Annotated in this window: 19 protein-coding genes; 13 read left to right on the plus strand and 6 right to left on the minus strand. The window is 74.3% G+C overall.

Translation table 11 applies throughout. The features are described 5' to 3' along the window. Positions 1 to 28 precede the first annotated feature (28 nt). Positions 29 to 1,192, plus strand: coding sequence for an alkaline phosphatase PhoX (locus ACN27A_RS29410; RefSeq protein ID WP_421457782.1), 1,164 nt, complete (start codon positions 29 to 31; stop codon positions 1,190 to 1,192). Here the strand turns inward: ACN27A_RS29410 and ACN27A_RS29415 are convergent. Continuing rightward, positions 1,162 to 2,046 carry a YhjD/YihY/BrkB family envelope integrity protein gene (locus tag ACN27A_RS29415; protein WP_421457783.1) on the minus strand — a complete coding sequence of 295 codons (885 nt, stop codon included), beginning with the start codon at positions 2,044 to 2,046 and terminating at the stop codon, positions 1,162 to 1,164. The genes ACN27A_RS29410 and ACN27A_RS29415 overlap by 31 nt on opposite strands. 51 nt (positions 2,047 to 2,097) lie before the next feature. Between ACN27A_RS29415 and ACN27A_RS29420 the strand changes: the two genes are divergently transcribed. Next, entirely contained in the window at positions 2,098 to 2,661 is a 564-nt protein-coding gene (locus ACN27A_RS29420) for a GNAT family N-acetyltransferase (protein ID WP_421457784.1), read from the plus strand. 113 nt (positions 2,662 to 2,774) lie between these two features. Here the strand turns inward: ACN27A_RS29420 and ACN27A_RS29425 are convergent, their stop codons facing one another. Further along, positions 2,775 to 4,091: a family 43 glycosylhydrolase gene (locus ACN27A_RS29425; RefSeq protein ID WP_421457785.1), complete on the minus strand. Its 1,317-nt coding sequence runs from the start codon at positions 4,089 to 4,091 to the stop codon at positions 2,775 to 2,777. A 156-nt stretch (positions 4,092 to 4,247) separates the two neighbouring features. Here ACN27A_RS29425 and ACN27A_RS29430 point away from each other — a divergent pair, with 156 nt between their 5' ends. The 6 genes from ACN27A_RS29430 (at position 4,248) to ACN27A_RS29455 (ending at position 13,464) form a co-directional block, all read left to right on the plus strand. Then, positions 4,248 to 4,955 carry a Uma2 family endonuclease gene (locus ACN27A_RS29430; protein ID WP_421457786.1) on the plus strand — a complete coding sequence of 236 codons (708 nt, stop codon included), beginning with the start codon at positions 4,248 to 4,250 and terminating at the stop codon, positions 4,953 to 4,955. Between the two features lie 43 nt (positions 4,956 to 4,998). Continuing rightward, the gene (gene dxr / locus ACN27A_RS29435; RefSeq protein ID WP_421457787.1) at positions 4,999 to 6,213 is read left to right on the plus strand and encodes a 1-deoxy-D-xylulose-5-phosphate reductoisomerase; all 1,215 of its coding nucleotides are present in this window, start codon (positions 4,999 to 5,001) and stop codon (positions 6,211 to 6,213) included. Beyond that, complete coding sequence (locus ACN27A_RS29440; protein ID WP_357719670.1) at positions 6,213 to 7,463, plus strand: M50 family metallopeptidase; 1,251 nt, start codon at positions 6,213 to 6,215, stop codon at positions 7,461 to 7,463. Before dxr ends, ACN27A_RS29440 begins: the two co-directional genes overlap by 1 nt. A 9-nt stretch (positions 7,464 to 7,472) precedes the next feature. Beyond that, positions 7,473 to 8,645: a flavodoxin-dependent (E)-4-hydroxy-3-methylbut-2-enyl-diphosphate synthase gene (ispG, locus tag ACN27A_RS29445; protein WP_089001519.1), complete on the plus strand. Its 1,173-nt coding sequence runs from the start codon at positions 7,473 to 7,475 to the stop codon at positions 8,643 to 8,645. A 157-nt stretch (positions 8,646 to 8,802) separates the two neighbouring features. After that, positions 8,803 to 9,642, plus strand: a complete 840-nt coding sequence (locus ACN27A_RS29450) for a GNAT family N-acetyltransferase (RefSeq protein ID WP_421457788.1) — start codon at positions 8,803 to 8,805, stop codon at positions 9,640 to 9,642. Between the two features lie 183 nt (positions 9,643 to 9,825). Further along, positions 9,826 to 13,464 carry an ATP-binding cassette domain-containing protein gene (locus ACN27A_RS29455; protein ID WP_421457789.1) on the plus strand — a complete coding sequence of 1,213 codons (3,639 nt, stop codon included), beginning with the start codon at positions 9,826 to 9,828 and terminating at the stop codon, positions 13,462 to 13,464. A 144-nt stretch (positions 13,465 to 13,608) separates the two neighbouring features. Here ACN27A_RS29455 and ACN27A_RS29460 read toward each other — a convergent pair whose 3' ends face one another. The 4 genes from ACN27A_RS29460 to ACN27A_RS29475 all read right to left on the minus strand — a co-directional run bounded on the left by ACN27A_RS29460 (position 13,609) and on the right by ACN27A_RS29475 (position 17,912). Beyond that, positions 13,609 to 14,676, minus strand: coding sequence for an NADH:flavin oxidoreductase/NADH oxidase (locus ACN27A_RS29460; RefSeq protein WP_421457790.1), 1,068 nt, complete (start codon positions 14,674 to 14,676; stop codon positions 13,609 to 13,611). 75 nt (positions 14,677 to 14,751) lie between these two features. After that, positions 14,752 to 16,056, minus strand: coding sequence for a dicarboxylate/amino acid:cation symporter (locus ACN27A_RS29465; RefSeq protein ID WP_421458651.1), 1,305 nt, complete (start codon positions 16,054 to 16,056; stop codon positions 14,752 to 14,754). A 262-nt stretch (positions 16,057 to 16,318) separates the two neighbouring features. Next, on the minus strand, positions 16,319 to 16,954 hold the full coding sequence (locus tag ACN27A_RS29470; protein WP_421457791.1) for a DUF998 domain-containing protein: 636 nt from the start codon (positions 16,952 to 16,954) through the stop codon (positions 16,319 to 16,321). Then, a complete protein-coding gene (locus ACN27A_RS29475) occupies positions 16,947 to 17,912 on the minus strand; it encodes a glutathione S-transferase family protein (RefSeq protein WP_421457792.1) in 966 nt (321 codons plus the stop codon). The genes ACN27A_RS29470 and ACN27A_RS29475 overlap by 8 nt, the downstream gene beginning before the upstream one ends. A 107-nt stretch (positions 17,913 to 18,019) precedes the next feature. On the opposite strand from ACN27A_RS29475, the gene pcaF reads away from it, so the two are divergent. The 5 genes from pcaF (at position 18,020) to ACN27A_RS29500 (ending at position 25,150) form a co-directional block, all read left to right on the plus strand. Beyond that, a complete protein-coding gene (gene pcaF, locus ACN27A_RS29480) occupies positions 18,020 to 19,225 on the plus strand; it encodes a 3-oxoadipyl-CoA thiolase (RefSeq protein WP_421457793.1) in 1,206 nt (401 codons plus the stop codon). 288 nt (positions 19,226 to 19,513) lie between these two features. Further along, on the plus strand, positions 19,514 to 20,332 hold the full coding sequence (locus tag ACN27A_RS29485; protein ID WP_132232778.1) for an SAM-dependent methyltransferase: 819 nt from the start codon (positions 19,514 to 19,516) through the stop codon (positions 20,330 to 20,332). Positions 20,333 to 20,336: 4 nt separating this feature from the next. After that, positions 20,337 to 22,511 (plus strand): putative bifunctional diguanylate cyclase/phosphodiesterase, encoded by a 2,175-nt coding sequence (locus tag ACN27A_RS29490; protein WP_421457794.1) that lies wholly within the window; start codon positions 20,337 to 20,339, stop codon positions 22,509 to 22,511. Further along, positions 22,508 to 23,008, plus strand: coding sequence for a DUF456 domain-containing protein (locus ACN27A_RS29495; protein ID WP_151456927.1), 501 nt, complete (start codon positions 22,508 to 22,510; stop codon positions 23,006 to 23,008). The genes ACN27A_RS29490 and ACN27A_RS29495 overlap by 4 nt, the downstream gene beginning before the upstream one ends. A gap of 780 nt (positions 23,009 to 23,788) precedes the next feature. Then, positions 23,789 to 25,150, plus strand: a complete 1,362-nt coding sequence (locus ACN27A_RS29500) for a glutamine synthetase family protein (protein WP_421457795.1) — start codon at positions 23,789 to 23,791, stop codon at positions 25,148 to 25,150. Positions 25,151 to 25,240 lie beyond the last annotated feature (90 nt).

Below are 25,240 nucleotides of genomic sequence, written 5' to 3' on the forward strand. Positions count from 1 at the left end.
TCGTCCCCGTCCCTCCGGGAGGCCTCCAATGGACCGTCGTACCGTCCTGCGCGCCACCGTGGCCGGCGGCGCCGCCTTCGCCGGCAGCCTCTGGGCCGGCGCCGCGCTCGCCGCCCCCGCCCAGCCCGGCCCCGGCCCGTACGGCGACCTGCTCGCCGCCGACGGCAACGGCCTGCACCTGCCGGCCGGCTTCACCAGCCGCGTCGTCGCCCGCTCCGGGCAGCGGGTGGCCGGCACGTCGTACGTGTGGCACTGGGCGCCGGACGGCGGGGCCTGCTTCCCGGCCGGTGACGGCTGGATCTACGTCTCGAACTCCGAGGTGCCGCTGGTCGGCGGCGCCTCGGCGGTGCGGTTCCGGGCCGACGGCTCGATCGCGGCGGCGTACCGGATCCTCGGCGGGACCAACGTCAACTGCGCCGGCGGGGCGACCCCCTGGGGCACCTGGCTCTCCTGCGAGGAGGTGCCGCTGGGCCGGGTCTTCGAGACCTGGCCGGACGGCAGCCGGGCCGCCGAGGAACGGACCCGGATGGGCCGGTTCACCCACGAGGCCGCCGCCTGCGACCCGGACCGGCGGGTGGTCTACCTGACCGAGGACGAGGACGACGGCTGCTTCTACCGCTTCGTTCCCGACACCTGGGGCGACCTGCGCACCGGGAGGGTGCAGGTGCTCTGCGCCCCGGCCGACCAGGTGACCGGGCCGGTGACCTGGCGGGACCTGCCGGACCGGGACGGCTTCCCGGTGCCGACCCGCTGGCAGGTCGGCGCCGCGCGGCACTTCGACGGGGGCGAGGGCTGCTGGTACGACCGGGGCACCTGCTGGTTCACCACGAAGGGCGACAACCGGGTGTGGGCGTACGACGCGGTGAACCAGCGCCTCGACCTGGCCTACGACGACTCGCTGGTGCCGGCGGGCGCCGCGCCGCTGACCGGGGTGGACAACATCACCGGCACGTCCGGCGGAGACCTCTACGTCGCCGAGGACGGCGGCAACATGGAGATCAACGTGATCACCCCGGCCGGGGCGGTCAGCCCGTTCCTGCGGCTGCTCGGCCAGTCCGGCTCGGAGCTCACCGGCCCGGCGTTCTCCCCCGACGGGTCGCGTCTCTACTTCTCCTCCCAGCGTGGGGCCTCCGGCAGCTCCACCGGCGCCGACGGGATCACCTACGAGGTCTCCGGTCCCTTCCGGCCCTGATCGGCCGCCCGCTCGGCGGGCGGCCCGGCGGCGCGGCGGGCGCGCCAGGCGGAGAGGGCGAGGGTGGCGGAGTAGCCGGCCAGCACGATCACGTGGAAGAGGTAGAGCCAGAGCAGGACCGCCACCCCCGCACCGATCTCGTCGAAGCCCCCGAACGGCACCCCCAGGTCGATCGGGAGCGAGGCGAAGAGCACGAAGCCGTGCAGGAAGCCGGAGAGGTTGGCGGCGGTGAACGACCCGACGCCCAGCGCGGAGAGCCAGTCCGGCGACGCCGGGCCGACCACCCGGAACACCCAGAGCAGCACCGGGGTGAGCACCAGCCAGACCGCCAGGAACGACAGCACCACCCCCAGCGCGCCGGTCCAGCCGCCCTGCCGGACCAGCCCGGTGGTCGTGGGTAGCGCGAGCAGGATCGACAGCAGCAGGGCCGGGGCCGGCGCCAGCAGCGGCAGCAGCAGCAGCCGGCCCCGCCAGCCGACCAGCGACTCCTCGCTGCGCGGCACGGCGACCGAGACGAAGGCGCGGCGCAGCCCCTCGCCGTAGAGCGACGCCGGCAGCAGCGACGCCAGGGCCAGCAGCGGGGTCAGCCCCACCCCCGCCCCGACCAGCGCCTGCACCGCGTGGGGCGCGCCGATCGCGTCCGGCAGCGTGTCCACGGCGTACGAGGTGAGCCGGCGTACCCGCTCGGCGCCCGCCAGCAGCGAGGTCAGCCAGATCGCCAGCAGGGCCACCGGCACCACGGCGATCGCCCCGTAGAAGGTGATGGCGGCGGCGTGCAGGGACAGGTCCCGGCCCCGCAGCGGGCGGAACGCCGCACTGGTGACCCGCTTCGCCCGTTGCCATCCGCCGCCCATCGCGGCTTCTTTCCCCGTACCGCCTCGCGTCACTCATTACGATCACGGGCCATGAGCGTTCTCACCACCCGGCGTCTGGTGCTGCGGGAATGGACCGTCGACCCGGCCGACCTGGCCCGGATCTTCGACATCTACTCCCGGCCCGAGGTCACCCGCTGGCTGGGCGCGCCCGGCCTGCCGCTGACCGACCCGGCGCAGGCCGCCGACCGGCTCGCGACGTGGCGGGAGCGGCACGCGGGGCACGGCGGCCGCTACGGCACCTGGGCGATCGAGGTCCGCGACACCGGCGTGGTGGCCGGCACGGTGCTGCTCAAGCCGCTGCCCGGGCGGGACGAGGGCACGCTGACCGAGGACATCGAGGTGGGCTGGCACCTGCACCCCGACTCGTGGGGCCACGGGTACGCCACCGAGGCGGCCCGGGCGGCGGTGGAGCGGGAGCTGGCCGCCGGCACCCGGGAGGTCCACGCCGTCGTGGCCCCCGGCAACGAGGCGTCGATGGCGGTGGCCCGCCGGCTCGGCATGACCCACGTCGGCCGCCGCTCGGACTGGTACGGCGGCGAGTCCCTGGAGACCTTCGTGCTGACCGGTGGGGTCACCGCGCCCGGACCCAGGTGATTGAAGCGGTCGCTGAGGCCGTCCCGCCGGACCGAGATCTTGGTGAGAGAGCGCCCCTCCAGGGGCCGTTTCCTACCAAGATCTCGGGGAGCCGGCGGGCTCGGGCGGGGCGGCTACGCCACCTCGACGAAGTCGAGTTCCGCCCAGCGGCTCAGGTGGGTGAACCGGAGCGTGTTGAAGCCCGCGTTGAGCGTGACGTCGACGCCCACCTGCCGCCAGACGTCCCAGCCCGTGTTGGGGTAGGTGACGACCTTCGGGTTCGCGCCGTTGACCGTCAGCGTGTGCTGGGCGTCGCCGTAGCCGGCCGCGTAGGCCACGTGGGCGCGGTAGCCGCCCGCCCGGGGCGCGAAGACGGTCACCTCGACCCAGCTGTCCGCGTAGTCGATGTACGCCACCACCTGGCCCTGCGACGTGTTCGGGGCGGCGCGCACCCCGCAGTGGTTGAGCGTGCCGCGTTCGGCCTCGTATCGCACCCGGCTGCCCCGCACCACGGGGTTCCCGCCGGCCCAGCCCAGCGCCGCCACGTACATGCCCCGGGCGGAGTAGTTGTTGATCCAGCCGTGGAACACGATGTGGTCGCCGCCGGCCTCGCGGACCACGTCCGCGCCGCCCGGCCCCCGCACGGCCGAGTCCAGCGACGCGGTGGTCATCAGCGAGCGGTACGCCTTCGTGTACGGGCCGGTCAGCGAGGCCGACGTGGCGTAGCTGGTCTGGTAGCCGTCGCCGCCGTAACCGCCGAGGGAGTAGAACAGCACGTACTGCGCGCCGACCTTGGTCAGCACCGGCGCCTCGATGATGCCGGCCTCCTCGGCGCGCCCGCTGCGCAGCAGCTCCACCCGGGCGCCCTGGAGGGTCACCCCGTCGGCCGCGACCTGTTGCAGCCACAGGCTCGTCGGCTGGCCGATGGCGTTGCCGTCGTCCTTGTAGAGCAGGTAGCGCAGGCCGGTGCTGTCGGTGAAGCTCGCCGCGTCGATGTCGCCGCCCTCGCCGGCGTTGCAGACCAGCGGTCCGGTGCCGACGGAGGTGAACGGTCCGAGCGGCGAGGTGGCCAGCGCGGCGCCGAGGCACTGCCGGCCGGTGGCCCGGCTGCGGGCGGTGTAGTAGAGCAGGTAGCGCCCGTCGGCCCGCTGCGACACGTCGGGCGCCCAGGTCAGGCCCCCGTTGGCCCAGGCGCCGAGCGTCGGCATCGCGTCGGCCCGCCTGGTCCACGCTCCGGTCAGCGAGCTGGCCGTGGCGACCGGGACGTTGCCGTGGCCGTTGTTCGTCGAGTACGCGTAGTAGGTGCTGCCGAACTTGACGACGTCGGGATCGGGGAAGTCGCTGGCGATGACCAGCGAGGGGGTGGTGGTGGCAGCCTGGGCCACGCCCGGGCTGACGAGCAGGGGAGCGGCGACCAGCAGGGCCGCCAGCCAGACGAGACCTCTTCGCATGTCGAAATTCAACCACGACGATCGATGTAATGAAAGAAAGCTGCGCGCGCCGGGCTGGGGGCGGCCGGCGTCGGACCCGGTGTGCGATCCCGTGCGGCGAGGGCTGCGGCGGCTAGGCTGACCTGAGCAGAATGTCCGCTGAGGGGGTGAGCCCGGATGGCCCAGGCAGCTTTCGCGCCCGAGCCGGCGCCGCAGCAGGCCGAACCCGCGTCGCAGCCCACCGAGCCTTCGTTCGACGTGCTGCGGTGGCGCGACGAGCCGTGGACCGCCCAGCTCGCCCTCGACCTGTTGCCGGAGACCAACGGCCCCAAGGTTGAGGTCCTGAGCGGAAGCGTGATCGTGACGCCACATGCCGGTTATGACCACCAGGACGCGGAGTTGGATCTCGCGTACCTTCTCAAGCAGGCGGCCCGCCGGGCCAAGCTGTGGCTCTACCTCGAGACGAACGTCGTCTCGGGCGACGACCTCTTCATCCCGGACATCGTCATTCTCGACGTGCCGGGTGGCGGGCGGACGACGATGGACATCGGGCACGCCGTGCTGCTCGGTGAGATCGTGTCGCCCGGCAACCGTCGCAAGGACGTCATCGACCGGCCCCGGGAGTATGCCGCCGCCGGCGTGCCGTTCTTCCTCCGCGTCGATCTGCGGAACCGGGTGCCCACCATCGCGTTGTTCGAGCTCGTCGAGGGGGAGTACCGGCCGGTGGCGGCCGCCGCCGCAGGTACCCGGTTCGTCATGAGGGAGCCGTTCGAGTTCTCCATCGACCCGGGCGACCTGCTCGGCGAGGAGGCGCCGGAGGAGGGCGAGGAGGCACCCGAGGGAGACGAGGAAGCGCCGGAGGGGCAGGCCGACGCCGAGGGTTGAGGCTCCCAGCGGGGGCACAGCGACGGTGGGGAAGAATGGCCCGGTGACTTCGCCCCGGGAACTCGTCCTGCTCGGCTCCACCGGTTCGATCGGCACACAGGCCATCGACATCGTGCGGCGTAACCCGGACCGGTTCCGGGTGGTGGCGCTCGGCGCCGGCGGCGGCAACGTCGAGCTGCTCGCCGCCCAGGCCCTCGAACTGCGCGTCGACGCGGTCGGCGTGGCGAAGGCGTCCGCCGCGCAGGACCTCCAGCTCGCCTTCTACGCCGAGGCGAGCCGGCGCGGCTGGGCCACCGGCGACTTCAAGCTTCCCAAGATCGTGGCCGGCCCGGACGCGATGACCGAGCTGGCGCAGTGGCCCTGCGACGTCGTGCTCAACGGGGTGGTCGGCTCGCTCGGGCTCGCGCCGACGCTGGCCGCGCTGCGCGCCGGGCGTACGCTCGCGCTCGCCAACAAGGAGTCGCTCGTGGCCGGCGGCTCGCTGGTCAGGGCGGCGGTGACGCGGCCGGAGCAGCTCGTCCCCGTCGACTCCGAGCACACCGCGCTCGCCCAGTGCCTGCGCTCCGGCGCCCGGGGCGAGGTGCGGCGGCTGATCGTCACCGCCAGCGGCGGCCCGTTCCGGGGCCGGCGCCGCGACGAGTTGACGCAGGTCACGCCCGAGCAGGCGCTCGCCCACCCGACCTGGAACATGGGGCCGGTCGTCACGATCAACTCCGCCACGATGGTCAACAAGGCGCTGGAGGTGATCGAGGCGCACGAGCTGTTCGACGTGCCGTACGCCGACATCACGGTGACCGTGCACCCGACCTCGGTGATCCACTCGATGGTCGAGTTCGTCGACGGCTCCACCATCGCCCAGGCCAGCCCGCCCGACATGCGGCTGCCGATCGCGGTCGCCCTCGGCTGGCCCGACCGGGTGCCCGACGCCGCCGCGGCCGTCGACTGGACGAAGGCCCACACCTGGGAGTTCGCGCCGCTGGACGACGAGGCGTTCCCGGCCGTCGCGCTGGCCAAGGCCGCCGGCGAGGCCGGCCGCTGCCGGCCGGCGATCTACAACGCGGCGAACGAGGAGTGCGTGGCGGCGTTCGTGGCCGGCCGGCTGCCCTTCCTCGGCATCGTCGACACCCTCCGGCGGGTGCTGGACGACGCTCCCGACTTCGACGAACCAGGTACCGTCGAGGACGTGCTCGCGGCGGAGTCGTGGGCGCGCGCGCACGCGCAGGAGATCATCATCGCGGGTTCGGTGGAAGGAGCTTGATGGCGTACCTGCTCGGGGTGGTGCTCTTCGCCCTCGCGATCCTCATCTCGGTGAGCCTGCACGAGGCGGGGCACCTGCTCACCGCCAAGGCGTTCGGGATGAAGGTCACCAAGTACTTCGTCGGATTCGGCCCCACCCTCTGGTCCTTCAAGCGGGGCGAGACCGAGTACGGCGTCAAGGGCATTCCGCTCGGCGGCTTCTGCAAGATCGTCGGGATGACCCCCCAGGACGACGACGTCGACCCGGCCGACGAGCCGCGCGCGATGTGGCGCTTCCCGGTGTGGAAGCGGACGATCGTGATGTCCGCCGGCTCGATCACCCACTTCGCCCTCGCCCTGATCGCCCTCTGGATCATCGCGGTCAGCGCCGGGCTGCCCAACCCGCAGTTCCCCAGCACCGAGGCCGAGATCCGCAAGGAGCCGGCGGTCATCCAGCTGTCGAAGTGCGTGGTCCCGGAGAACACCCTGCGCGAGTGCACCACCGCCGATCCCGCCAGCCCCGCCGCCCAGGCGCAGCTGCGCGACGGCGACCGGATCACCGGGATCAACGGCACGCCGATCAACGACTACGGGCAGCTGCTCACCACCCTGCGCACCCTCAAGCCGGGCGACACGGCGCAGATCGCGTACGTCCGCGACGGCCAGCCGGCCACGACCAGCACGGTGCTCGCGCAGACCCAGCGGCCCCCGCTCGACGACCCGAAGGGCCAGGTCGCCGCGGTCGCCGCGCTCGGCGTCGGCCTCGTGCCCAGCACCCCGACCCGGATCACGTACGGGCCGGTCGGGGCGTTCGGCGCGACCGCCGACTTCACCGGCGACATGGCGGTGAACACCTTCGAGGCGATGAAGCGCATCCCGCAGAAGGTCCCCGCGCTGTGGGCGGCGATCACCGGCGAGGAGCGGGACATCGACACCCCGATCAGCGTGGTCGGCGCCAGCCGGCTCGGCGGCGAGGCCGTCGAGAACGACGCCTGGCTGCTGTTCTTCATGCTCTTCGTCTCGCTGAACTTCTTCATCGGCGTGTTCAACCTGCTGCCGCTGCTGCCGCTCGACGGCGGGCACATCGCCATCGCCTGGTTCGAGCGGGCCCGCTCCTGGCTCTACGCCCGCATCGGCCGCGCCGACCCCGGGCGCGTCGACTACCTCAAGCTCATGCCTCTCACGTACGCGGTGATCCTGATCGGTGGCGTGTTCACGCTGCTGACCATCACCGCGGACGTCGTCAACCCGATCACGCTCTTCTCAAGGTGAGTGCCTGAAGTGACCGCTGTCAGTCTCGGTATCCCCGCCGTACCGCCCCCGCCGCTCGCCCCGCGCCGGGTCAGCCGCCAGATCATGGTCGGTCCGGTCCCGGTCGGTGGGGGCGCGCCGGTGTCGGTGCAGTCGATGACCACCACCCTCACCTCCGACGTCAACGCCACCCTCCAGCAGATCGCCGAGCTGACCGCGTCCGGCTGCCAGATCGTCCGGGTCGCCGTGCCCAGCCAGGACGACGTGGAGGCGCTGCCCGCGATCGCGCGGAAGTCGCAGATCCCGGTGATCGCCGACATCCATTTCCAGCCGAAGTACGTCTTCGCCGCCATCGACGCCGGCTGCGCGGCGGTCCGGGTCAACCCGGGCAACATCCGCCAGTTCGACGACAAGGTCAAGGAGATCGCCAAGGCGGCCGGCGACGCGGGCGTGCCGATCCGGATCGGCGTCAACGCCGGCTCGCTGGACAAGCGGCTGCTCGCCAAGTACGGCAAGGCCACCGCCGAGGCGCTCGTCGAGTCGGCGCTGTGGGAGTGCTCGCTGTTCGAGGAGCACGGCTTCCGCGACATCAAGATCTCGGTCAAGCACAACGACCCGGTGGTGATGATCCGGGCCTACCGTCAGCTCGCCGAGAAGTGCGACTACCCGCTGCACCTGGGCGTCACCGAGGCGGGCCCGGCCTTCCAGGGCACCATCAAGTCGGCGGTCGCCTTCGGCGCGCTGCTGGCCGAGGGGATCGGCGACACGATCCGGGTCTCGCTGTCGGCGCCGCCGGTGGAGGAGATCAAGGTCGGCAACCAGATCCTGGAGTCGCTCGGGCTGCGCGAGCGGGGCCTGGAGATCGTCTCCTGCCCGTCCTGCGGCCGGGCCCAGGTCGACGTCTACAAGCTGGCCGAGGAGGTCACCGCCGGCCTGGAGGGGCTGCCGGTGCCGCTGCGGGTCGCCGTGATGGGCTGCGTCGTGAACGGCCCGGGCGAGGCCCGCGAGGCCGACCTCGGGGTGGCCTCCGGCAACGGCAAGGGCCAGATCTTCGTCAAGGGCAAGGTCGTCAAGACCGTGCCCGAGGCGCAGATCGTGGAGACCCTGATCGAGGAGGCCCTGCGCATCGCCGACGAGATGGGCGCCGAGCTGCCCGAGGAGCTGCGCGGCCTGCTCCCCGGCGCCACCGTCAGCGTGCACTGACCCACCGCGCCGTCGCGCGCCGGCCCCGACCGCCCCCGCCGGCGGCCGGGGCCGGCGCGCTTGCGCCGGGCGTACGCTCCGTGTCCCGTCACGGTGCAGGCGTCCCACTGGTCACTCGACCGGCGCGGCACCAGGCGGATCTGGCAGGCTGGTAGCCGTGCTGACGGTGCCGGTACGCCAACTGGGGGAGTCGGAGCGCCGCGCGGTCGAGCGGCTGCTCGACCTCGACCCGTTCGCGGGCGCGCAGGTCGCCGAGCGGATCACGGCGCGTGGCCTGGCCTGGTGGCGTGCCGAGGGGCGGGTGCTGGGCTACGGCAGCCGCCGCAACCTGGAGTCGATCTGCTGGCTCGGCGGCAACCTGACCCCCGTGCTCGCCACCGAGCCGGCCGTCGCCGCCTACGCCGACCTGCTCGCCGGCGAGGAGCGGCTCTGCTCGTCGATCGTGGGCCGGGCCGACGCGGTGCTCGGCCTCTGGGACCGCCTCTCCGCCGTCTGGGGGCCGGCCCGGGACGTACGCCCCAACCAGCCGTTGCTGGCGACCGACGCGCTGCCGGCGCTGCGGGCGGACCCGGAGGTGCGGCGGGTACGCGCCAGCGAGGTCGACCGGCTCTTCCCGGCGGCGGTGGCGATGTACACCGAGGAGGTCGGTGTCTCGCCGCTCGCCGACGACGGCGGGCGCGGCTACCGGCGGCGGGTCACCGACCTGGTCCGGACCGGGCGGGCGTACGCCCGGTTCGTCGACGGTCAGGTGGTGTTCAAGGCCGAGCTGGCCGTGGTGACCCGCCGGACCGCCCAGGTGCAGGGCGTCTGGGTGGCCCCCGAGTGGCGGGGCCGGGGCATCGCGTCGGCCGCCATGGCGGCGGTGGTGCGCGACGCGCTGCTGCGGGTCGCCCCGACCGTCAGCCTCTACGTCAACGACTTCAACCTGCCGGCCCGCCGGGTCTACGAGCGCTGCGGATTCCGCCCGGTCGGCACGCTCGCCACCGTGCTCTTCTGAGCCACCCTTCGCGGCGCCCGCTCTGAGCCACTCCTTCGTGGCGTCCGCGCGGGGCGGCTCCCGGTCGGCGCGGCCCACGCACCGGCCTCCGGCCAGGTGAACGGCCGGTAAATGCGTTGAGCCGGCCGGCTCCACCGACCAGGCTGGATGCTCCGCCCCGGTCTGCGGAGAAGGGACTCCGTCATGCGTCTGCTCCGGGACATGTGGGCCACCTCGCCCCGCCGAATGGCGATCGTGACCTGCCTGATCGTGCTCGGCGCCGGGGGCCAGGCCGCCGCCGCCGCGCTGGCCGGCCCCGTCCTGGTGCACCGCGCCGCCGGGTTCTTCGCGCTGCTCGCCGTGGCGCTGGTCGCCGCCGTCCTCACCGACCTCGCGGTGAGCCTGCTGATGGCCGGGCTGACCGCCGACTGGTCCGCCGACGTGCGGCGCCGGCTGTGCCGGGTCGCGCTCGGGCAGGACCTGCCGACCCTGGAGACCACCCCGGTCGGCGAGTTGCTCGACCGCATCGACGGCGACGTCTACCAGGTCGCCGCCGCGGTGCGCAACCAGGGCGTACGGATCGCGCAGGGCCTCGCCGCGGGCGTGCTGTCGACCGTCGTCGCCCTCGCGGTGTGGTGGCCGGCCGGCCTCGGGATGCTGCTGCTGACCGTGCTGCTGGCCGTCGGCCTGCGTAGGCCCACCGCACGGATCGGCCCGGCCCGGATGGCCGAGGAGGAGGCCTGGTCCGACCTCGCCGCGGTGATGGAGGAGGCCATCCACGGCCAGGACGACGTACGCACCAGCCTGGCCCGGCCGTACGTGCTGCGCCTCTACGCCCAGCGGGCCGCCGAGGTGCTCAGTCGCGGGGTGCGCGTGTGGCGGATGTCCGCCCAGGTCACCACCGTGGCCGCCGGCGTCATCCGGGTCGGGATCGCGGCCGTGGTGCTCGGCGGCGCGTGGGCGCTGGTCACCGGCCGGGTCGACGGCGCCCGGCTCACCGCGATCTGGCTGCTGGCCATCGGCTTCGGCATGACCGTCGAGCACGTCAGCCGGATGGTCCCCGAACTCCAGTACGCCCTCGGCGCCTGGGGGCGGGTGCAGCTGCTGGCGGGCTCCCGGCAGGAGCCCGTGGGCGGGGCCGCCCCGAACGAGGGCGACCTGGTGGTGCGGGGCCTCACCTTCCGCTACGGGGGCGCCGACGACGGGCGCGGCCCCGCGCTGCACGACGTCGACCTGACCTTCACCCGGGGCCGCTCGTACGCGCTGGTCGGCCGGACCGGCTCCGGCAAGTCCACCCTGGCGAAGGTGCTCACCCGGGCCGTCGACGTGCCGCCCGGCACGGTCTTCCTGGCCGGCGACGACGTGTGCGACCTCGACGTCGAGGCGCTGCGCCGGTGGATCGCCGTGGTGCCCCAGCGCACCGAGATCCTCGCCGGGACCCTCGCCGAGAACGTCGCGCTGTTCGATCCGGACCTGCTCGACGCCGCCGCCCGGGCGCTGCGCGAGCTGGGGCTCGACGGCTGGATCGCCGAGCTGCCCGCCGGGCTGCGGACCCGGCTGGGCGACGGCGGGCACGTGCTCTCGGCCGGGCAGGAGCAACTGGTCGCCTTCGCCCGGATCCTGGTGCGCGACCCGCACGTGGTGATCCTCGACGAGGCCACCGCCCGCCTCGACCCGGTGACCGAGGCGCGCGTGCAGCAGGCCACCGAGCGGTTGCTGCGGGACCGGATCGGCATCGTCATCGCCCACCGCCTCTCCTCCGTACGCCGCTGCGACGAGGTGGTGGTGATGGCCGACGGCGCGGTCGTCGAGGCCGGGCCGCTGGACTCCTCGGAACGCTTCGCCGAACTGCTCGCCACCAGCCACGCCACCGCGTACGCCCACGCGGCGCCGGGCGGTCGTTCCGGCGGGGTCGACCTGCTGACCGGCCCGTCGGACCCGTGGCCGACCACCGGCCCGGACGAGGCCCTCCCACCGGCGACGCCCCCGGTCGGCCCGCCGGCCGTTCCGCCGGCCACGCCCACGGTCGTGCCGCCGGTCGGAGTCCCGGCCGCGCCGCCGGTCGGGGCGGTCCCCGCGACCCCGACCGAGCCGGGCGGGTCGGCCGACGGCCGGGCGGGTCGGAGCGGGTCCGAAGCCCCCGGGGAGCCGGAGCCGACGTCCCCGCGGGGGCTGCGCGGACTGCGGGAGATCCTGCGGCTGTGCCTCAACGACGCGCGGTACGGGCTGGCCTCGCTGGCGTTGTTCCTGCTGGCCGTGCTCCTCGGGCTGGACGGGCCGGTGCTGCCCTGGCTCTGGGCGGACGTGGTCGACGGCACCGGCGACCCGTGGCAGCCGGCGCTCGGGATCGTCGTCGGCCTGCTGGTGACCCTGCCGGTGCCGTACCTCAACGGCCTGCGCTTCCCGCAGTGGTGGGTCCGGCAGATGCTGCGGATCAGCCTGCGCCTGGTGCACGGCCAGACCGGACCCCGCCGGGTCAGCCGGCACACGCCGGCGGAGGTGGTGGCCCAGGGCGGCGACACCGAGCGGGTGGTGCAGCTCGCCGACAACCTGATGGACCAGGGGCTCTCGCTGGTGCTCCTGGTCACGATGACCGCCGTCACCGGCAGCGTGGTGCCGGGGCTCTTCTTCGCGGGCACGATGCTCGTCTCCGGACTCGCCGCCACGCTGTTCGGCCCCCACCTGGAACGGTCGGCGCGGGCCACCGTCGCGGCGCGGGCCGCGTTCGCCACCGCGCTGGTCTCCTCGCTGTCGGCCGCCCGTACGGTCAAACTCGCCGGGGCCACCCGCCCGGTGCTGGCCCACCTGGCCGACCTCGACGTGGTGCGCAGCGACCGGCAACGCCGGGAGATCTCCGTGCAGGTCTGGTCCCGCTCGACCCCGTCGCTGGTCAGCGGCCTGTTGCCGATCGGCGCGTGGGCGCTCTTCCTGGCCGGGCAGCTCTCGGCCGGCGCCACCCTGGTCGCGGTCGCCACCCTGGCCGCGGCCCGCTGGTTCGCGTGGACGACGGCCTCGCTGATCTCGCAGATCCCGTCGGCGCGGGTGTGGACCCGACGGACGGTGGCGATGACCGGCGTGGAGGCGTACTCGGCGGCGGTGCCGGGGGTGGACCTCGGCGCGGGGACCGCCCCGGCGCCCGTCGTGCCGCCCCGGCACCCGCTGCGCCGGCTGGAGCTGACCGGCTTCGGCGTCCGGCACACCGACGGGACGGTGGCCGTACGCGACGTCGACCTGACGGTGGAACGCGGGCAGCTGGTGCTGGTCGTCGGCCCGGTCGGCTCGGGCAAGTCGTCGCTGCTGCGGGCGCTGGCCGGCATCGCCCCGCACACCGGGCGGCTGACCTGGAACGGCGACCCCGTCACCGAGCCGGAGCTGTTCCTGCGCCCCCACCAGGTGGGCTACGTCGGCCAGCTGCCCCGGGTGCTCTCCGGCACGGTGGCCGACAACATCACCCTCGGCCACCAGGTGGACGCCGCGGCGGCGGTGTCGACCGCCCAGCTCGACCACGACCTGGCGGCGGCCGGCGGCGGGCTCGGGCTGCTGATCGGGCACAAGGGCACCCGGCTCTCGGGCGGGCAGTTGCAGCGCCTCGCGCTGGCCCGGGCGCTCGCCCCCCGTACCGAGCTGCTGGTGGCCGACGACGTCTCCTCGGCGCTGGACGTCACCACCGAGCTGGCGTTGTGGCAGGCGCTACGCGAGCACGGCGTGACCGTGGTGGGTTCGACCTCGAAGCGCGCCGCGCTGGTCCGGGCCGACCACGTCGTGGTCCTCCAGTCCGGCACGGTCGCCGCCCAGGGCCCCTGGCGCGACCTGGAAGCCCACTGGTCCCACCTGGCCGGCTGACCCCACCCGGCCCCACCCCGGTCCGGTCCGGTCCGGTCCGGTCCGGTCCGTCGATCATGAGGTTGGCGGCACGGATGGAGATCGACATCGCCGCCAACCTCATGATCGGCGCGGGTGGACCCCGGGGGGTGGGGGTGGGGTGGGTCAGGTGGCGCGGGCGTACTGGGCGGGCCAGGTGGGGGTGGCGCCGAGCTTGGCGGCGGCCCGGTGCGGCCAGTACGGGTCGCGCAGGAGTTCCCGCCCGAGCAGCACCAGGTCGGCGTCGCCGGACGCGACGATCTCCTCGGCCTGCTCCGGCTCGACGATCAGGCCGACCGCGCCGGTGGCCACGCCCGCCTCCCGGCGTACCCGGGCGGCCAGCGGCACCTGGTAGCCGGGGCCGACCGGGATGGTCGCGGTGGCCGACGCGCCGCCCGAGGAGCAGTCGACCAGGTCCACCCCGGCGGCGGCCAGTTCGCCGGCGAGCACCACGCTGTCCTCGGCCGTCCAGCCCGTCGGCTCCCAGTCGGTGGCCGAGATGCGGGTCAGTACGGGCACGTCCTCGCCGACCGCCGCACGGACCGCCCGCGCCACCTCCAGCGTGAGCCGCATCCGGCCGGAGCGGTCCCCGCCCCAGCCGTCGTCGCGGTGGTTCGTCAGCGGGGAGAGGAACTCGTGCAGCAGGTAGCCGTGCGCGGCGTGGATCTCCACGGCCGCGAACCCGGCGTCGACCGCCCGGCCGGCCGCCGCCGCGAACGCCTCGACGACGCCGGCGATGCCCGCCTCGTCCAGGGCGGTCGGCACCCGGTAGTCGGGCACGAACGGCGCGGACCCCGGGCCGACCGGGGTCCAGCCGCCCTCGGCGTCGGGCACCCCGCCCCGCCGGGTCGCCCACGGGCGGTACGTCGAGGCCTTGAACCCGGCGTGCGCGAGCTGCACGACCGGCACCGCGCCGTGCGCGGCGACGAAGGCGGTCACCGGCCGCCAGGCGTCGACGTGCGCCCCGGACCAGAGCCCGGTGTCCTGCGGGCTGATCCGTCCCTCGGGCAGCACGGCCGTGGCCTCGGTCATCACCAGGCCCGCGCCGCCGACCGCCCGGGCGCCCAGGTGCACGAGGTGCCAGTCGGTGGGCAGGCCGTCCGGGCCGGCGGTGTACTGGCACATCGGCGCCAGGGCGATCCGGTTGGGCAGGGTCACGCTGCGCAGGGTCAGCGGGGTGAACAGGACACTCATGCGGTCATCCTCTCGGACGCGGGGAGGCCCCCGGGGCGGGGTCCTCCCCGACTCGTCGGGTCGCGCCGGGGTGGCTCAGGCCGGGACGGGGCTCAGCTCCTCGGCGCGGCGCGGGCCGTCGCCGTCGGCGTCCGCCGGGGCGAGCGGCGAGCGCCGGCCCGCCGAGTCGTACGCGGCCCGGTCCAGGGTGCCCTCGCGGGCGGCGACGATCGTCGGCACCAGCGCCTGTCCGGCGACGTTGGTGGCGGTGCGGATCATGTCCAGGATCGGGTCGATCGCCAGCAGCAGACCGGCGCCGGCCAGCGGCAGGCCCAGCGTGCTCAGCGTCAGGGTGAGCATCACGATCGCGCCGGTCAGGCCGGCGGTGGCCGCCGAGCCGACCACCGAGACGAAGGCGATCAGCAGGTAGTCGGTGACGCCGAGGTCCACCCCGAAGACCTGGGCGACGAAGATCGCGGCCAGCGCCGGGTAGATCGCCGCGCAGCCGTCCATCTTCGTGGTGGCGCCGAACGGCACCGCGAAGGAGGCGTACTCGCGGGGGACGCCGAGGCGCTCGACCGAACGCTGGGTCACCGGCATCGTGCCCACCGAGGAGCGGGAGACGAACGCCAGCTCGATCGCGGGCCAGGCGCCGGCGAAGAAGCGCAGCGGGTTGAGCCGGCCGGCGCCCACCAGCAGCAGCGGGTAGACCACGAAGAGCACGATCGCGCAGCCGACGTAGACGGCGGTGGTGAACTTGGCGAGCGGGGCCACCAGGTCCCAGCCGTACGAGGCGACGGCGTTGCCGATCAGGCCGAGCGTGCCGATCGGGGCGAGCCGGATGACCCACCACAGGGCCTTCTGGACGATCTCCAGCAGCGCGCGGTTGATCGCCACGAACGGCTCCGCGGGCTCGCCGACCAGCAGCGCCGCCGCGCCGACGACGAGGGCCAGGAAGACGATCTGGAGGACGTTGCCGTCGACGAACGCGCCGACCGGGTTGGTCGGCACGATGCCGGTGAGGAAGTCGGTCCACGAGCCGGTCCGCGTGGGCGCGGTGGCGCCGGCGGTGTCGAGGGTGACGCCGCGGCCCGGGTCGGTGAGCAGGCCGAGACCGATGCCGACGCCCACCGCGATCAGCGCGGTGACGCCGAACCAGAGCAGGGTCTTCAGGGCCAGCCGGGCGGCGTTGGCCACCCCGCGCAGGCTGACCACGCTGACGACGATGGCGGTGAAGACCAGCGGCGGTACGGCCAGCTTGAGCAGCTGGACGAAGAGGCCGCCGACGGTGTCGAGGGTGCTGGTGAGCCAGCTCAGGTCGTTGGCGCGGGCGAGGAAGCCGAGCGCCACGCCGAGGACGAGGCCGAGCAGGATCTGCACGGAGAAGGGGATCTTGCGCAGGGCGGAAGCCATGAGGGTGTGTCCCAGGGTCTGGAGGTCGGAACGGGGCAGCGTCAGGAGAGCGGCTGCGCCGGACAGACGCCGCTGGCCTGCAGTCGAAGGTCGACATACAGGCGCACGGTCAGGTGCCAGACGTTGGTCATCGCCGCCGAGGATAACGCCGGCCGTCGATGCTGCGGAAGGAGTCCCTGCGGTGACGCTCCTTACAGCAGGTGCACGAAGGGACCGATGCCCCATCTCCGGCGTCCCGACGTGCTCCGGCTCACCGGCGGAGGGCGACGGCGGTCGCGGCGGCCGTGCCCCACAGGACGGCCACCAGCAGCAGCAGCCGCTCCAGCACGGCGATCAGGCTGCCGCGCCCCACGAAGAGCATGGCCACGGCGGTCGCGCCCGCCAGCGGCAGGGCCGCCGCCAGGGCCACCGCGGCCATCCGGCGCAGCGCCGGCGGCGCGGCCCGGGTGAGCATGATCGCCAGCATCGCGAGGACCACCGCGGCCACCGCGAGGATGCTCGCCGCGCCGTGCACCAGGTCCGCGGTGGTCGCCTGCTCGAACGGCGGCAGCGGGCAGCCGGCGCTGCACGTCACCGCCCCGGAGACCAGCGCGAAGACGCTCCCGGCCGCGAGCAGCCCGGCCGCCGCCCGCAGCACCGGGGGCAGCGCCGCCGCGAGCAGCAGCAACCCGGCCGCCAGGGCGAAGACCCCGATCCGGTACGCCGGGGCGTACGCGCTGTCGGTGACGCCCGCCTCGCTGACGTACCCGGTCAGGCCCGGTCCCGGACCGGCGACCACGGCGACGGTCACCGCGACCGCGCCCGCGAGGACGCAGGCGGCGGAGGCCGACGCGGCGGCGGCCCGGGGCGGGGCGGTACGCGGGTCGGCCCGGCGCGGCTCAGCCACGCCCGTGCGGCGTGGTCCAGCCGGAGGTGTCGGGGCCGAGCGGGACGATCCCCGTCGGGTTGATCGCCGCGTGGGTGCCGTAGTAGTGCCGCTTGATGTGGTCGAAGTCGACCGTCTCGCCGAAGCCCGGCGTCTGGAACAGGTCCCGCGCGTACGCCCAGAGCACCGGCAGTTCGGTGAGCTTCTGCCGGTTGCACTTGAAGTGCCCGTGGTATGCCACGTCGAAGCGGACCAGGGTGGTGAAGAGCCGCACGTCGGCCTCCGTGATCGCGTCGCCCATCAGGTAGCGCCGGCCCGCCAGCCGCTCGGAGAGCGCGTCGAGCCGGGCGAACAGCGCCGTGAACGCCTCGTCGTACGCGGCCTGCGAGGTGGCGAAGCCGCACCGGTAGACCCCGTTGTTGACGTCCCGGTGGATCTCCGCCATCAGCGCGTCGATCTCCGGGCGGAGCTCGACCGGGTAGAGGTCCGGCGCCCCCGGCCCGTGCAGGCTCCGCCACTCGGTGGACAGGTCCAGGGTGAGCTGCGGATAGTCGTTCGTTACCACCCGGCCGGTGCGCGTGTCGACGAGCGCCGGCACCGTGACCCGCCCGGTGTAGTCGGGGTCGGTGGCCAGGTACGCCTCGGAGAGGAAGCCGATGCCGAGCACCGGGTCGAACCCGTCCGGGTCGAGGGCGAACCGCCAGCCCCGCTCGTCGCGGATCGGGTCGACCGTGCCGAGGGAGATCGCGTCCGCCAGGCCGAGCAGGCCGCGCACGATCCGGGCCCGGTGCGCCCACGGGCAGGCCCGGCACCAGATCAGCCGGTAGCGGCCCGACTCCAGCGGCCACCGGCCCTGCGCGTCCGGCCCGCCGCCGGGCGGGGAGTCGGAGTCCGGGGTGACCCGACCGGTGAACCGGTTGGGCTGGCGGACGAACTCGCCGCCGCCACTGGTCTCTGCGCTGAACTGGGCCCGGGCCATGCCGCCAACCTATCCGCTGCGCGCGCGGATATCCTGGCTGCCGGGCGTCCCCGCGACCCGGAACCGCCCCGCCCCCGCCCCTTCCCATCCCCCGAAGGATCGCGCTGATGACCGTGGCATACCTGGTGGCCGGTGTCCGCACCCCGATCGGCCGCTACGCCGGCGCCCTCGCCGGCGTCCGCCCCGACGACCTGGCCGCGCACGTGATCCGCGAGCTGGTCGCCCGACACCCGTCGGTGGACTGGGCGCGGGTGGACGACGTGATCCTGGGCTGCGCCAACCAGGCCGGCGAGGACAACCGCAACGTGGCCCGGATGGCGGCGCTGCTCGGCGGGCTGCCCGAGGAGGTGCCCGGCAGCACGGTCAACCGGCTCTGCGGCTCCGGCCTGGACGCCCTCGCCACCGCGGCCCGCTCCGTCGTGGCCGGCGAGGCGGACCTCGTGGTGGCCGGCGGGGTGGAGAGCATGAGCCGCGCCCCGTTCGTGATGCCGAAGGCGACCACCCCGTTCTCCCGCACCGCCGAGGTCTACGACACCACCATCGGTTGGCGGCTGGTCAACCCGCTGATGAAGAAGCACTGGGGCATCGACTCCATGCCGGAGACGGCGGAGAACGTCGCCGCCGCGTACGGCGTCGGCCGCGCCGAGCAGGACGAGTTCGCGTACCGGTCGCAGCAGCGGGCCGCGAAGGCGCAGGCCGACGGCCGGTTCGCCGAGGAGATCGTGGGAGTGACCGTGCCGGCGGGGCGGCGCGAGACCAAGCTCGTCGAGGTCGACGAGCACCCCCGGGAGACCTCGCTGGAGAAGCTCGCCGCGCTGCCCACCCCGTTCCGCGAGGGCGGCACGGTGACCGCCGGCAACTCGTCGGGCGTCAACGACGGCGCGGTGGCGCTGCTGGTCGCCTCCGAGGCCGCCGTGGCCCGCTACGGCCTCACCCCGCTGGCCCGGGTCGCCGGCGCCGCCGCGGCCGGCGTACCGCCGCGGGTGATGGGCGTCGGGCCGGTGCCGGCCACCCGGAAGCTGCTCGACCGCCTCGGCCTCGGCCTCGACGCGGTCGACGTGATCGAGCTGAACGAGGCGTTCGCCGCGCAGTCCGTCGCGGTGCTGCGCGAGCTGGGCCTGCCGACGGACGCCGAGCACGTCAACCCGAACGGCGGGGCGATCGCGCTCGGGCACCCGCTCGGCGCCAGCGGCGCCCGGCTGGCACTGACGGCCGCGCTGGAGCTGCGCCGCCGGGGCGGCCGGCGGGCGCTGGCCACCATGTGCGTCGGCGTGGGGCAGGGCATCTCGCTGCTGCTGGAGTCCGCCGGCTGACCCGGGGTCGGCCAGGGCCGCCGCCGCTGCCCGCCCGGTCCGGGGGCTCCGCTGCCGTGGGCGGCGGAGGCTCGTCACCGGCGGGGGCGGAGCCGTGCCGGCGGGCGGGTCCGTGACGGACATCCGACGGGCCGACGAAGTGGGTCATGGGACCTCCCGGAGCCGGCAGTACGCGGCCTAGAGTGGTGAGCACCACACGACCCGCGGGTCGGCCGGTGCCTCGCGTACCCCACGTGACCGCGGCACCGGCTCCCTCCCGCACCGCGGCGACGACCATGAGGTGCAGCAGTGCAGATGCCGGACGGACTTCCCGCCGAGATCGACCTCACCCGCCCGAGCGCGGCCCGGGTGTACGACTACTTCCTCGGCGGGGCGCACAACTTCGAGATCGACCGGCAGCTCGCCGAGCAGATCGCCGCCATGACGCCCAACCTGGCGGCGACCATGCGCGCCGGCCGGGAGTTCCTGCGTCGCGCCGTACGCACGCTGCTCGACGCCGGCATCGACCAGTTCCTCGACATCGGCTCCGGCATCCCCACCGTGGGCAACGTGCACGAGGTGGCCCAGACGGCCAATCCGAAGGCCCGGGTGGTCTACGTCGACATCGACCCGGTCGCGGTGGCGCACAGCCGGGAACTGCTCGCCGGCGACGAGCTGACCGGGGTGATCCACGGTGACCTGCGGGAGCCGGAGCGGATCCTGGCGGCCGCCCGTGACCTGGGGCTGCTCGACTTCAGCCGGCCGCTGGGCATCCTGCTCGCCGGGGTGGTGCACTTCGTCCGGGACGCCGACCGCCCCGGCGAGATCCTGGCCACCCTCCGGGCCGCCGCTGCTCCGGGCAGCCACCTGGTCGTCTCGCACTCCACGTTCGAGGACCAGCCGCAGGAGATGCTCGACGCGCAGCGCCTCTCGGCGCGTACCGACACCGAGATCACCTTGCGCTCCCGGGCCGAGGTGACGAGCTTCTTCGGCGACTGGACGCTCCTGGAGCCGGGTGTGGTGCACATGCCGCTGTGGCGCCCCGACTCGCCCTCCGACGTCGACGAGCACCCGGAGCGGTTCGGCGCCTTCGGTGGCGTCGCCCGGTACGACCAGCCCACCGCCTGAGCCGATGGCCGCCGTCCCGGAGCCCGGCGGCGACGACCTCAGCCGGTCGGGCGCCCAGTGGTACGCGGCCGAGTGGGCCAGGGCGGTGCGCCGGCTCGGTTTCGTGCCGCTCAGCGCGGCGGAGACCGAGCGCCTGCTGCACCTGCACACGGTCCGGCTGGCCCAGGCCCTGCTCGCGGAGCCCTTCTCGCCCCTGCCGGCCGAGGAGGTGGGGCGCGCGCTGGTCGAGGAGCACCTGACCGAGCCCCGGGTGCTCGACTGGTCGGTGCGGGCCCTCGGCGACCGGTTCGCCGCCCGGGTGGTGCCGGGCCGGGCCCACCGGGACGGGACGGCGCAACACATCGCGGCGTTGCAGGGCGGACTCGCCGCCGGCTTCGGCCGCGCCCTGCGCGACCGCACCTTCGCGCAGCAGGAGCGGATCGCCCGCTCGGCGTGGCAGGCCCGCGACGACGTGGAGCAGGCCCTGCGCGACAGCGAGGCCCGGTTCCGGGCCGTCTTCGTGGGGGCGGCCACGGGGATCGGCATCGCCGGTGTCGACGGCCAGATCATCGACGTCAACCAGGCGTTCGCGGACATGCTCGGCTACTCCATCGAGGAGCTGCGCGAGACCAATGTGGCCGCGCTGTTCCACCCCGACGACGCGGCCGGGATGTGGGAGCTCTACCAGGAGCTGATCGAGGGCAAGCAGGACCGGGCCCGGGTGGAGAAGCGCTACTACCGCAAGGACGGCAGCGTGGTCTGGACGGACCTGTCCGTCTCGCTGATCCGCCACGACGACGGCCGGCCCCGGTTCACCGTCGCGATGATCGAGGACATCACCGAGCGGCACGAACTCCAGCAGCGGCTGCGCTTCCAGGCGCTGCACGACCCGCTCACCGGCCTGCCCAACCGGACGCTGTTCTTCGAGACGCTGGGCCGGGTCTTCGACGTCGCCGACGCGGCCCGACGGGTCGGGGTCTGCTTCCTCGACCTGGACGGCTTCAAGGCGATCAACGACAGCCTCGGCCACGACCTCGGCGACCGGCTGCTCGTGGTGATCGCCAAGCGGCTCGCCGACTGCGTCGCGGGCCGCGGCCACCTCGTCGCCCGGATGGGCGGGGACGAGTTCGTCATCCTGGTCGACGACGGCGCCGGGATCGACGACGCGGTGGGTGTCGCCGAGCTGGCCCTGGCGGCGGTCTCCGCCCCGGTCCGCATCGGCGAGCAGCAGCTCGCGGTGTCGGCGAGCGTCGGGATCGTCGAGTGCCCGGTCGGCGGAACGAGCGCCTCGGAACTGATGAAGGCCGCCGACACCACGCTCTACTGGGCGAAGGCGGAGGGTCGGGGCCGGTGGGCGGTCTACGACCCGGAGCGCGGTGCCCGGGACATCGCCCGCTCCGCCCTGGCCGCCGGGCTGCCGGCCGCGCTGGACCGGGGCGAGTTCGTCGTGCACTACCAGCCGATCGTGTCCCTGGTCGAGGGCTCGATGCTGGCCGTGGAGGCGCTGGTCCGGTGGCAGCACCCGGAGCTGGGGCTGATCGGGCCGGACCGGTTCATCGGGCTCGCCGAGGAGACCGGCCTGATCGTCCGGCTCGGCGAGTGGGTGCTGCGGCAGGCCTGCCGGGACGCGGAGGCGTGGCGGCGCGAGTTCCCCCGGGCGCAGCTGGTGGTCAGCGTCAACCTGGCCGCCCGGCAGGCCGACGACCCGGGGATCGTGGACACCGTGGCCGACGCGCTGGCCTCCACCGGGCTGCCGGCGGACCTGCTGCAACTGGAGCTGACGGAGAGCGCGGTGATGGGCACCGCCGGGGAGCCGCTGCGGTCGCTGCACCGACTGGCCGCCCTCGGCGTACGGATGGCGATCGACGACTTCGGCACCGGCTACTCCAACCTGGCGTACCTGCGCCGGCTGCCGATCCACTGCCTCAAGCTGGCCGGGCCGTTCGTCGAGGGCATCCGGGGTGAGGACGTCGAGGCGGTGCCCGACCACCGGGACGAACGGATCGTGGACGCGCTGGTGCGGCTGGCGCACGCGCTGGAGCTGTGGGTGACCGCCGAGGCGGTGGAGACCGGGGTGCAGGCCGAGCGGCTGCGCGCGCTGCGCTGCGACACCGGGCAGGGCCGGTTCTTCGGCCCGCCCGCACCGGCGGCGGAGATCACCGCCCGGCTACGCGACGACGACCGGGGAGCGACGGCATGAGCCTGACGGACAGCGAGGCGGCGGTCGCCGTACTCGCCGGGTTGGCGATCCTCGCCGGGCTCGCCGGGGTGGTGGTGCCCGGCCTGCCGGCGCTGCCGCTGTGCTGGGGCGGGGTGCTGGTCTGGGCGATCTTCGGCGGCGCCGGGCCCGGCCGCTGGGCGGTGCTCGCCGCCGCGACCGTGGTCGCCGCGGGCGGCACCGTCGTCAAGTACGCCTGGCCGGGGCGGAACCTGAAACGCACCGGGGTGCCCACCTCGTCGCTGCTCGCCGGTGGCCTGCTGGGCCTGGTCGGCTTCTTCGTGGTCCCGGTGATCGGGCTGGTGCTCGGCTTCGTCGGCGGGGTGTGGGCGGCGGAGCGGCTGCGGCTGGGCGACTCCCGGCTGGCGTGGCCGGCGACGAAGCAGGCGGTCGCGGCGGCCGGCCTGTCCATGCTTGTCGAGTTCCTCGCCGGTCTGCTCGTCGCCGCGCTCTGGGTCGCCGGGCTGCTGCTCACCTGAGCAGACGCGGGCGGCCACGCCGGATCGAACCGGTGCGGTGCGTGCCGCTTGCCCCGACGGAATCGGTGCGGTGCAGTGCGGATCGGACCTGTGCGGGCCGGGCCGGTCGCTCGGTTCGAGCCGATGCGGGTGCGGTGCGGGCGGCGCGGGGCGGGCGTCGGGTACGGCGCAACGCCGTACGGTGAGAGAGAGGTGACGTGCCCCGCGCCGCCGCGTGCCGGGCGGTCCGAGCGCCCGGCGGTGGCCCGTCGCGATCGGGCCTGGTCACGGGCTCAAGCATGCGGTCCACGAGCCGGCACGGCAACGTAATTTGCCCGGCTCGGCCAGCCTGCCGACCTGCGGCGCCGGGCCTGCCGACCTGCGGCGCCGGGCCTGCCCGCCCGCGGGCGCCGGGCGTGCCGGCCGGGGCCGCCGTGTGCCGTCTGGCCCCTGTCGAGCTGCCCCACCGCACGGGGCAGCTCGACAGGGCCCGGTCGGGCAGGGCCCGGTCGGGCAGGAGCCGGTCGGACAGGGACCGGTCGGACAGGGACAGGTCGGACAAGGGCCGGCGGCAAGGGTGGACGGACAGGGGTGGGCCGGCATGGGCCGGCTGACAGGGGGCGGCCGCCAGCGGTGGCGGGCAGGGGTGGGACCGGGCGGGCAGGGCGACGGCGGCTGCCAGGTCCGGCGGCTGCGCTGCGGCGCGGCCCGGGTGCGTGCCGGGGCGGTTGCCGGGATGCCGGGCGGGGCATTGACGGTCCACCGGTTCAGCCAGTAGACCTTGGTGATGGAGGCCCGCCGATGAGGAAAGCTCCGCTCACGTTGGAACAACTGCGGGTCGCCGTCGCAGAGGATGAGATCGACACCGTGGTGCTGGCCCTGGTCGACATGCAGGGCCGGTTGCAGGGCAAGCGGTTCCACGCGCCCTACTTCCTCGACCAGGTGGCCGCGCACGGCAGCGAGGGCTGCAACTACCTGCTCGCCGTCGACGTCGACATGAACACCGTCGACGGGTACGCGATGTCGAGCTGGGAACGCGGCTACGGCGACTTCGCCATGGTGCCGGACTTCGAGACGCTGCGGCGGATGCCCTGGCAGCCGGGCAGCGCGCTGCTCCTGGCCGACCTGGCCTGGCTGGACGGGTCCCCGGTGGTCGCCTCGCCCCGGCAGATCCTGCGCCGGCAGCTCGACCGGCTGGCCGCGCACGGGCTGACCGCGTACGCCGGCACCGAGCTGGAGTTCGTGCTGTTCCGCGACTCGTACGAGGAAGCCTGGCAGCGCGGCTACCGGGACCTGACCCCGGCCAACCAGTACAACGTGGACTACTCCCTGCTCGGCACCGCGCGGGTGGAGCCGCTGCTGCGCCGCATCCGGCGGGAGATGGCTGGGGCGGGGCTAACCCCGGAGAGCGCGAAGGGAGAGTGCAACCTCGGCCAGCACGAGATCGCCTTCCGCTACGACGAGGCGGTGGCCTGCGCCGACCACCACGTGATCTACAAGAACGGGGCGAAGGAGATCGCCGCCCAGGAGGGCATGTCGATCACCTTCATGGCCAAGCCGAACGCGCGCGAGGGCAACTCCTGCCACATCCACTTCTCGCTGCGCGACGCCGACGGCCGCTCGGCGATGCTCGGCGACGGGCCGGCGCACCTGTCGACGACCGGGCAGCGGGTGCTGGCCGGGCTGCTGGCCACGATGCGCGAGTTCAGCCTCCTGTTCGCCCCGAACATCAACTCGTACAAGCGCTACCAGCCCGGGTCGTTCGCCCCCACCGCGCTGCGCTGGGGCACGGACAACCGCACCTGCGCGCTGCGGCTGGTCGGGCACGGCCAGGGCATGCGGGTGGAGAACCGGGTGCCGGGGGCGGACGTGAACCCGTACCTGGCGATCGCGGCCCTCGTCGCCGGCGCGGTGCACGGCATCGAGCGCGAGCTGGAACTGGGCGAGGAGTGCACCGGCAACGCGTACGACGATCCGGCCGCCGAACGGGTCCCCGGCACGCTCCGCGACGCCCTGGCCCTGTGGGAGGGCTCGACGGTGGCCGCCGAGGCGTTCGGCGACGAGGTGACGGCCCACTACGCCAACCAGGCGCGCATCGAGCTGACGGCCTTCGACGCCGCCGTGACGGACTGGGAGCTGATCCGTGGCTTCGAACGCCTCTGACCGCCCGTCCGGCAGTCGATCATGCAGTTCTGGTGAGCGTTCGAGGATGATTTGCGGCTTTTGTGAGGCACCACAACTGCATGATCGACG

The sequence above is a fragment of the Micromonospora sp. WMMD737 genome (assembly GCF_049179055.1).
GTDB lineage: Bacteria > Actinomycetota > Actinomycetes > Mycobacteriales > Micromonosporaceae > Micromonospora > Micromonospora reichwaldensis.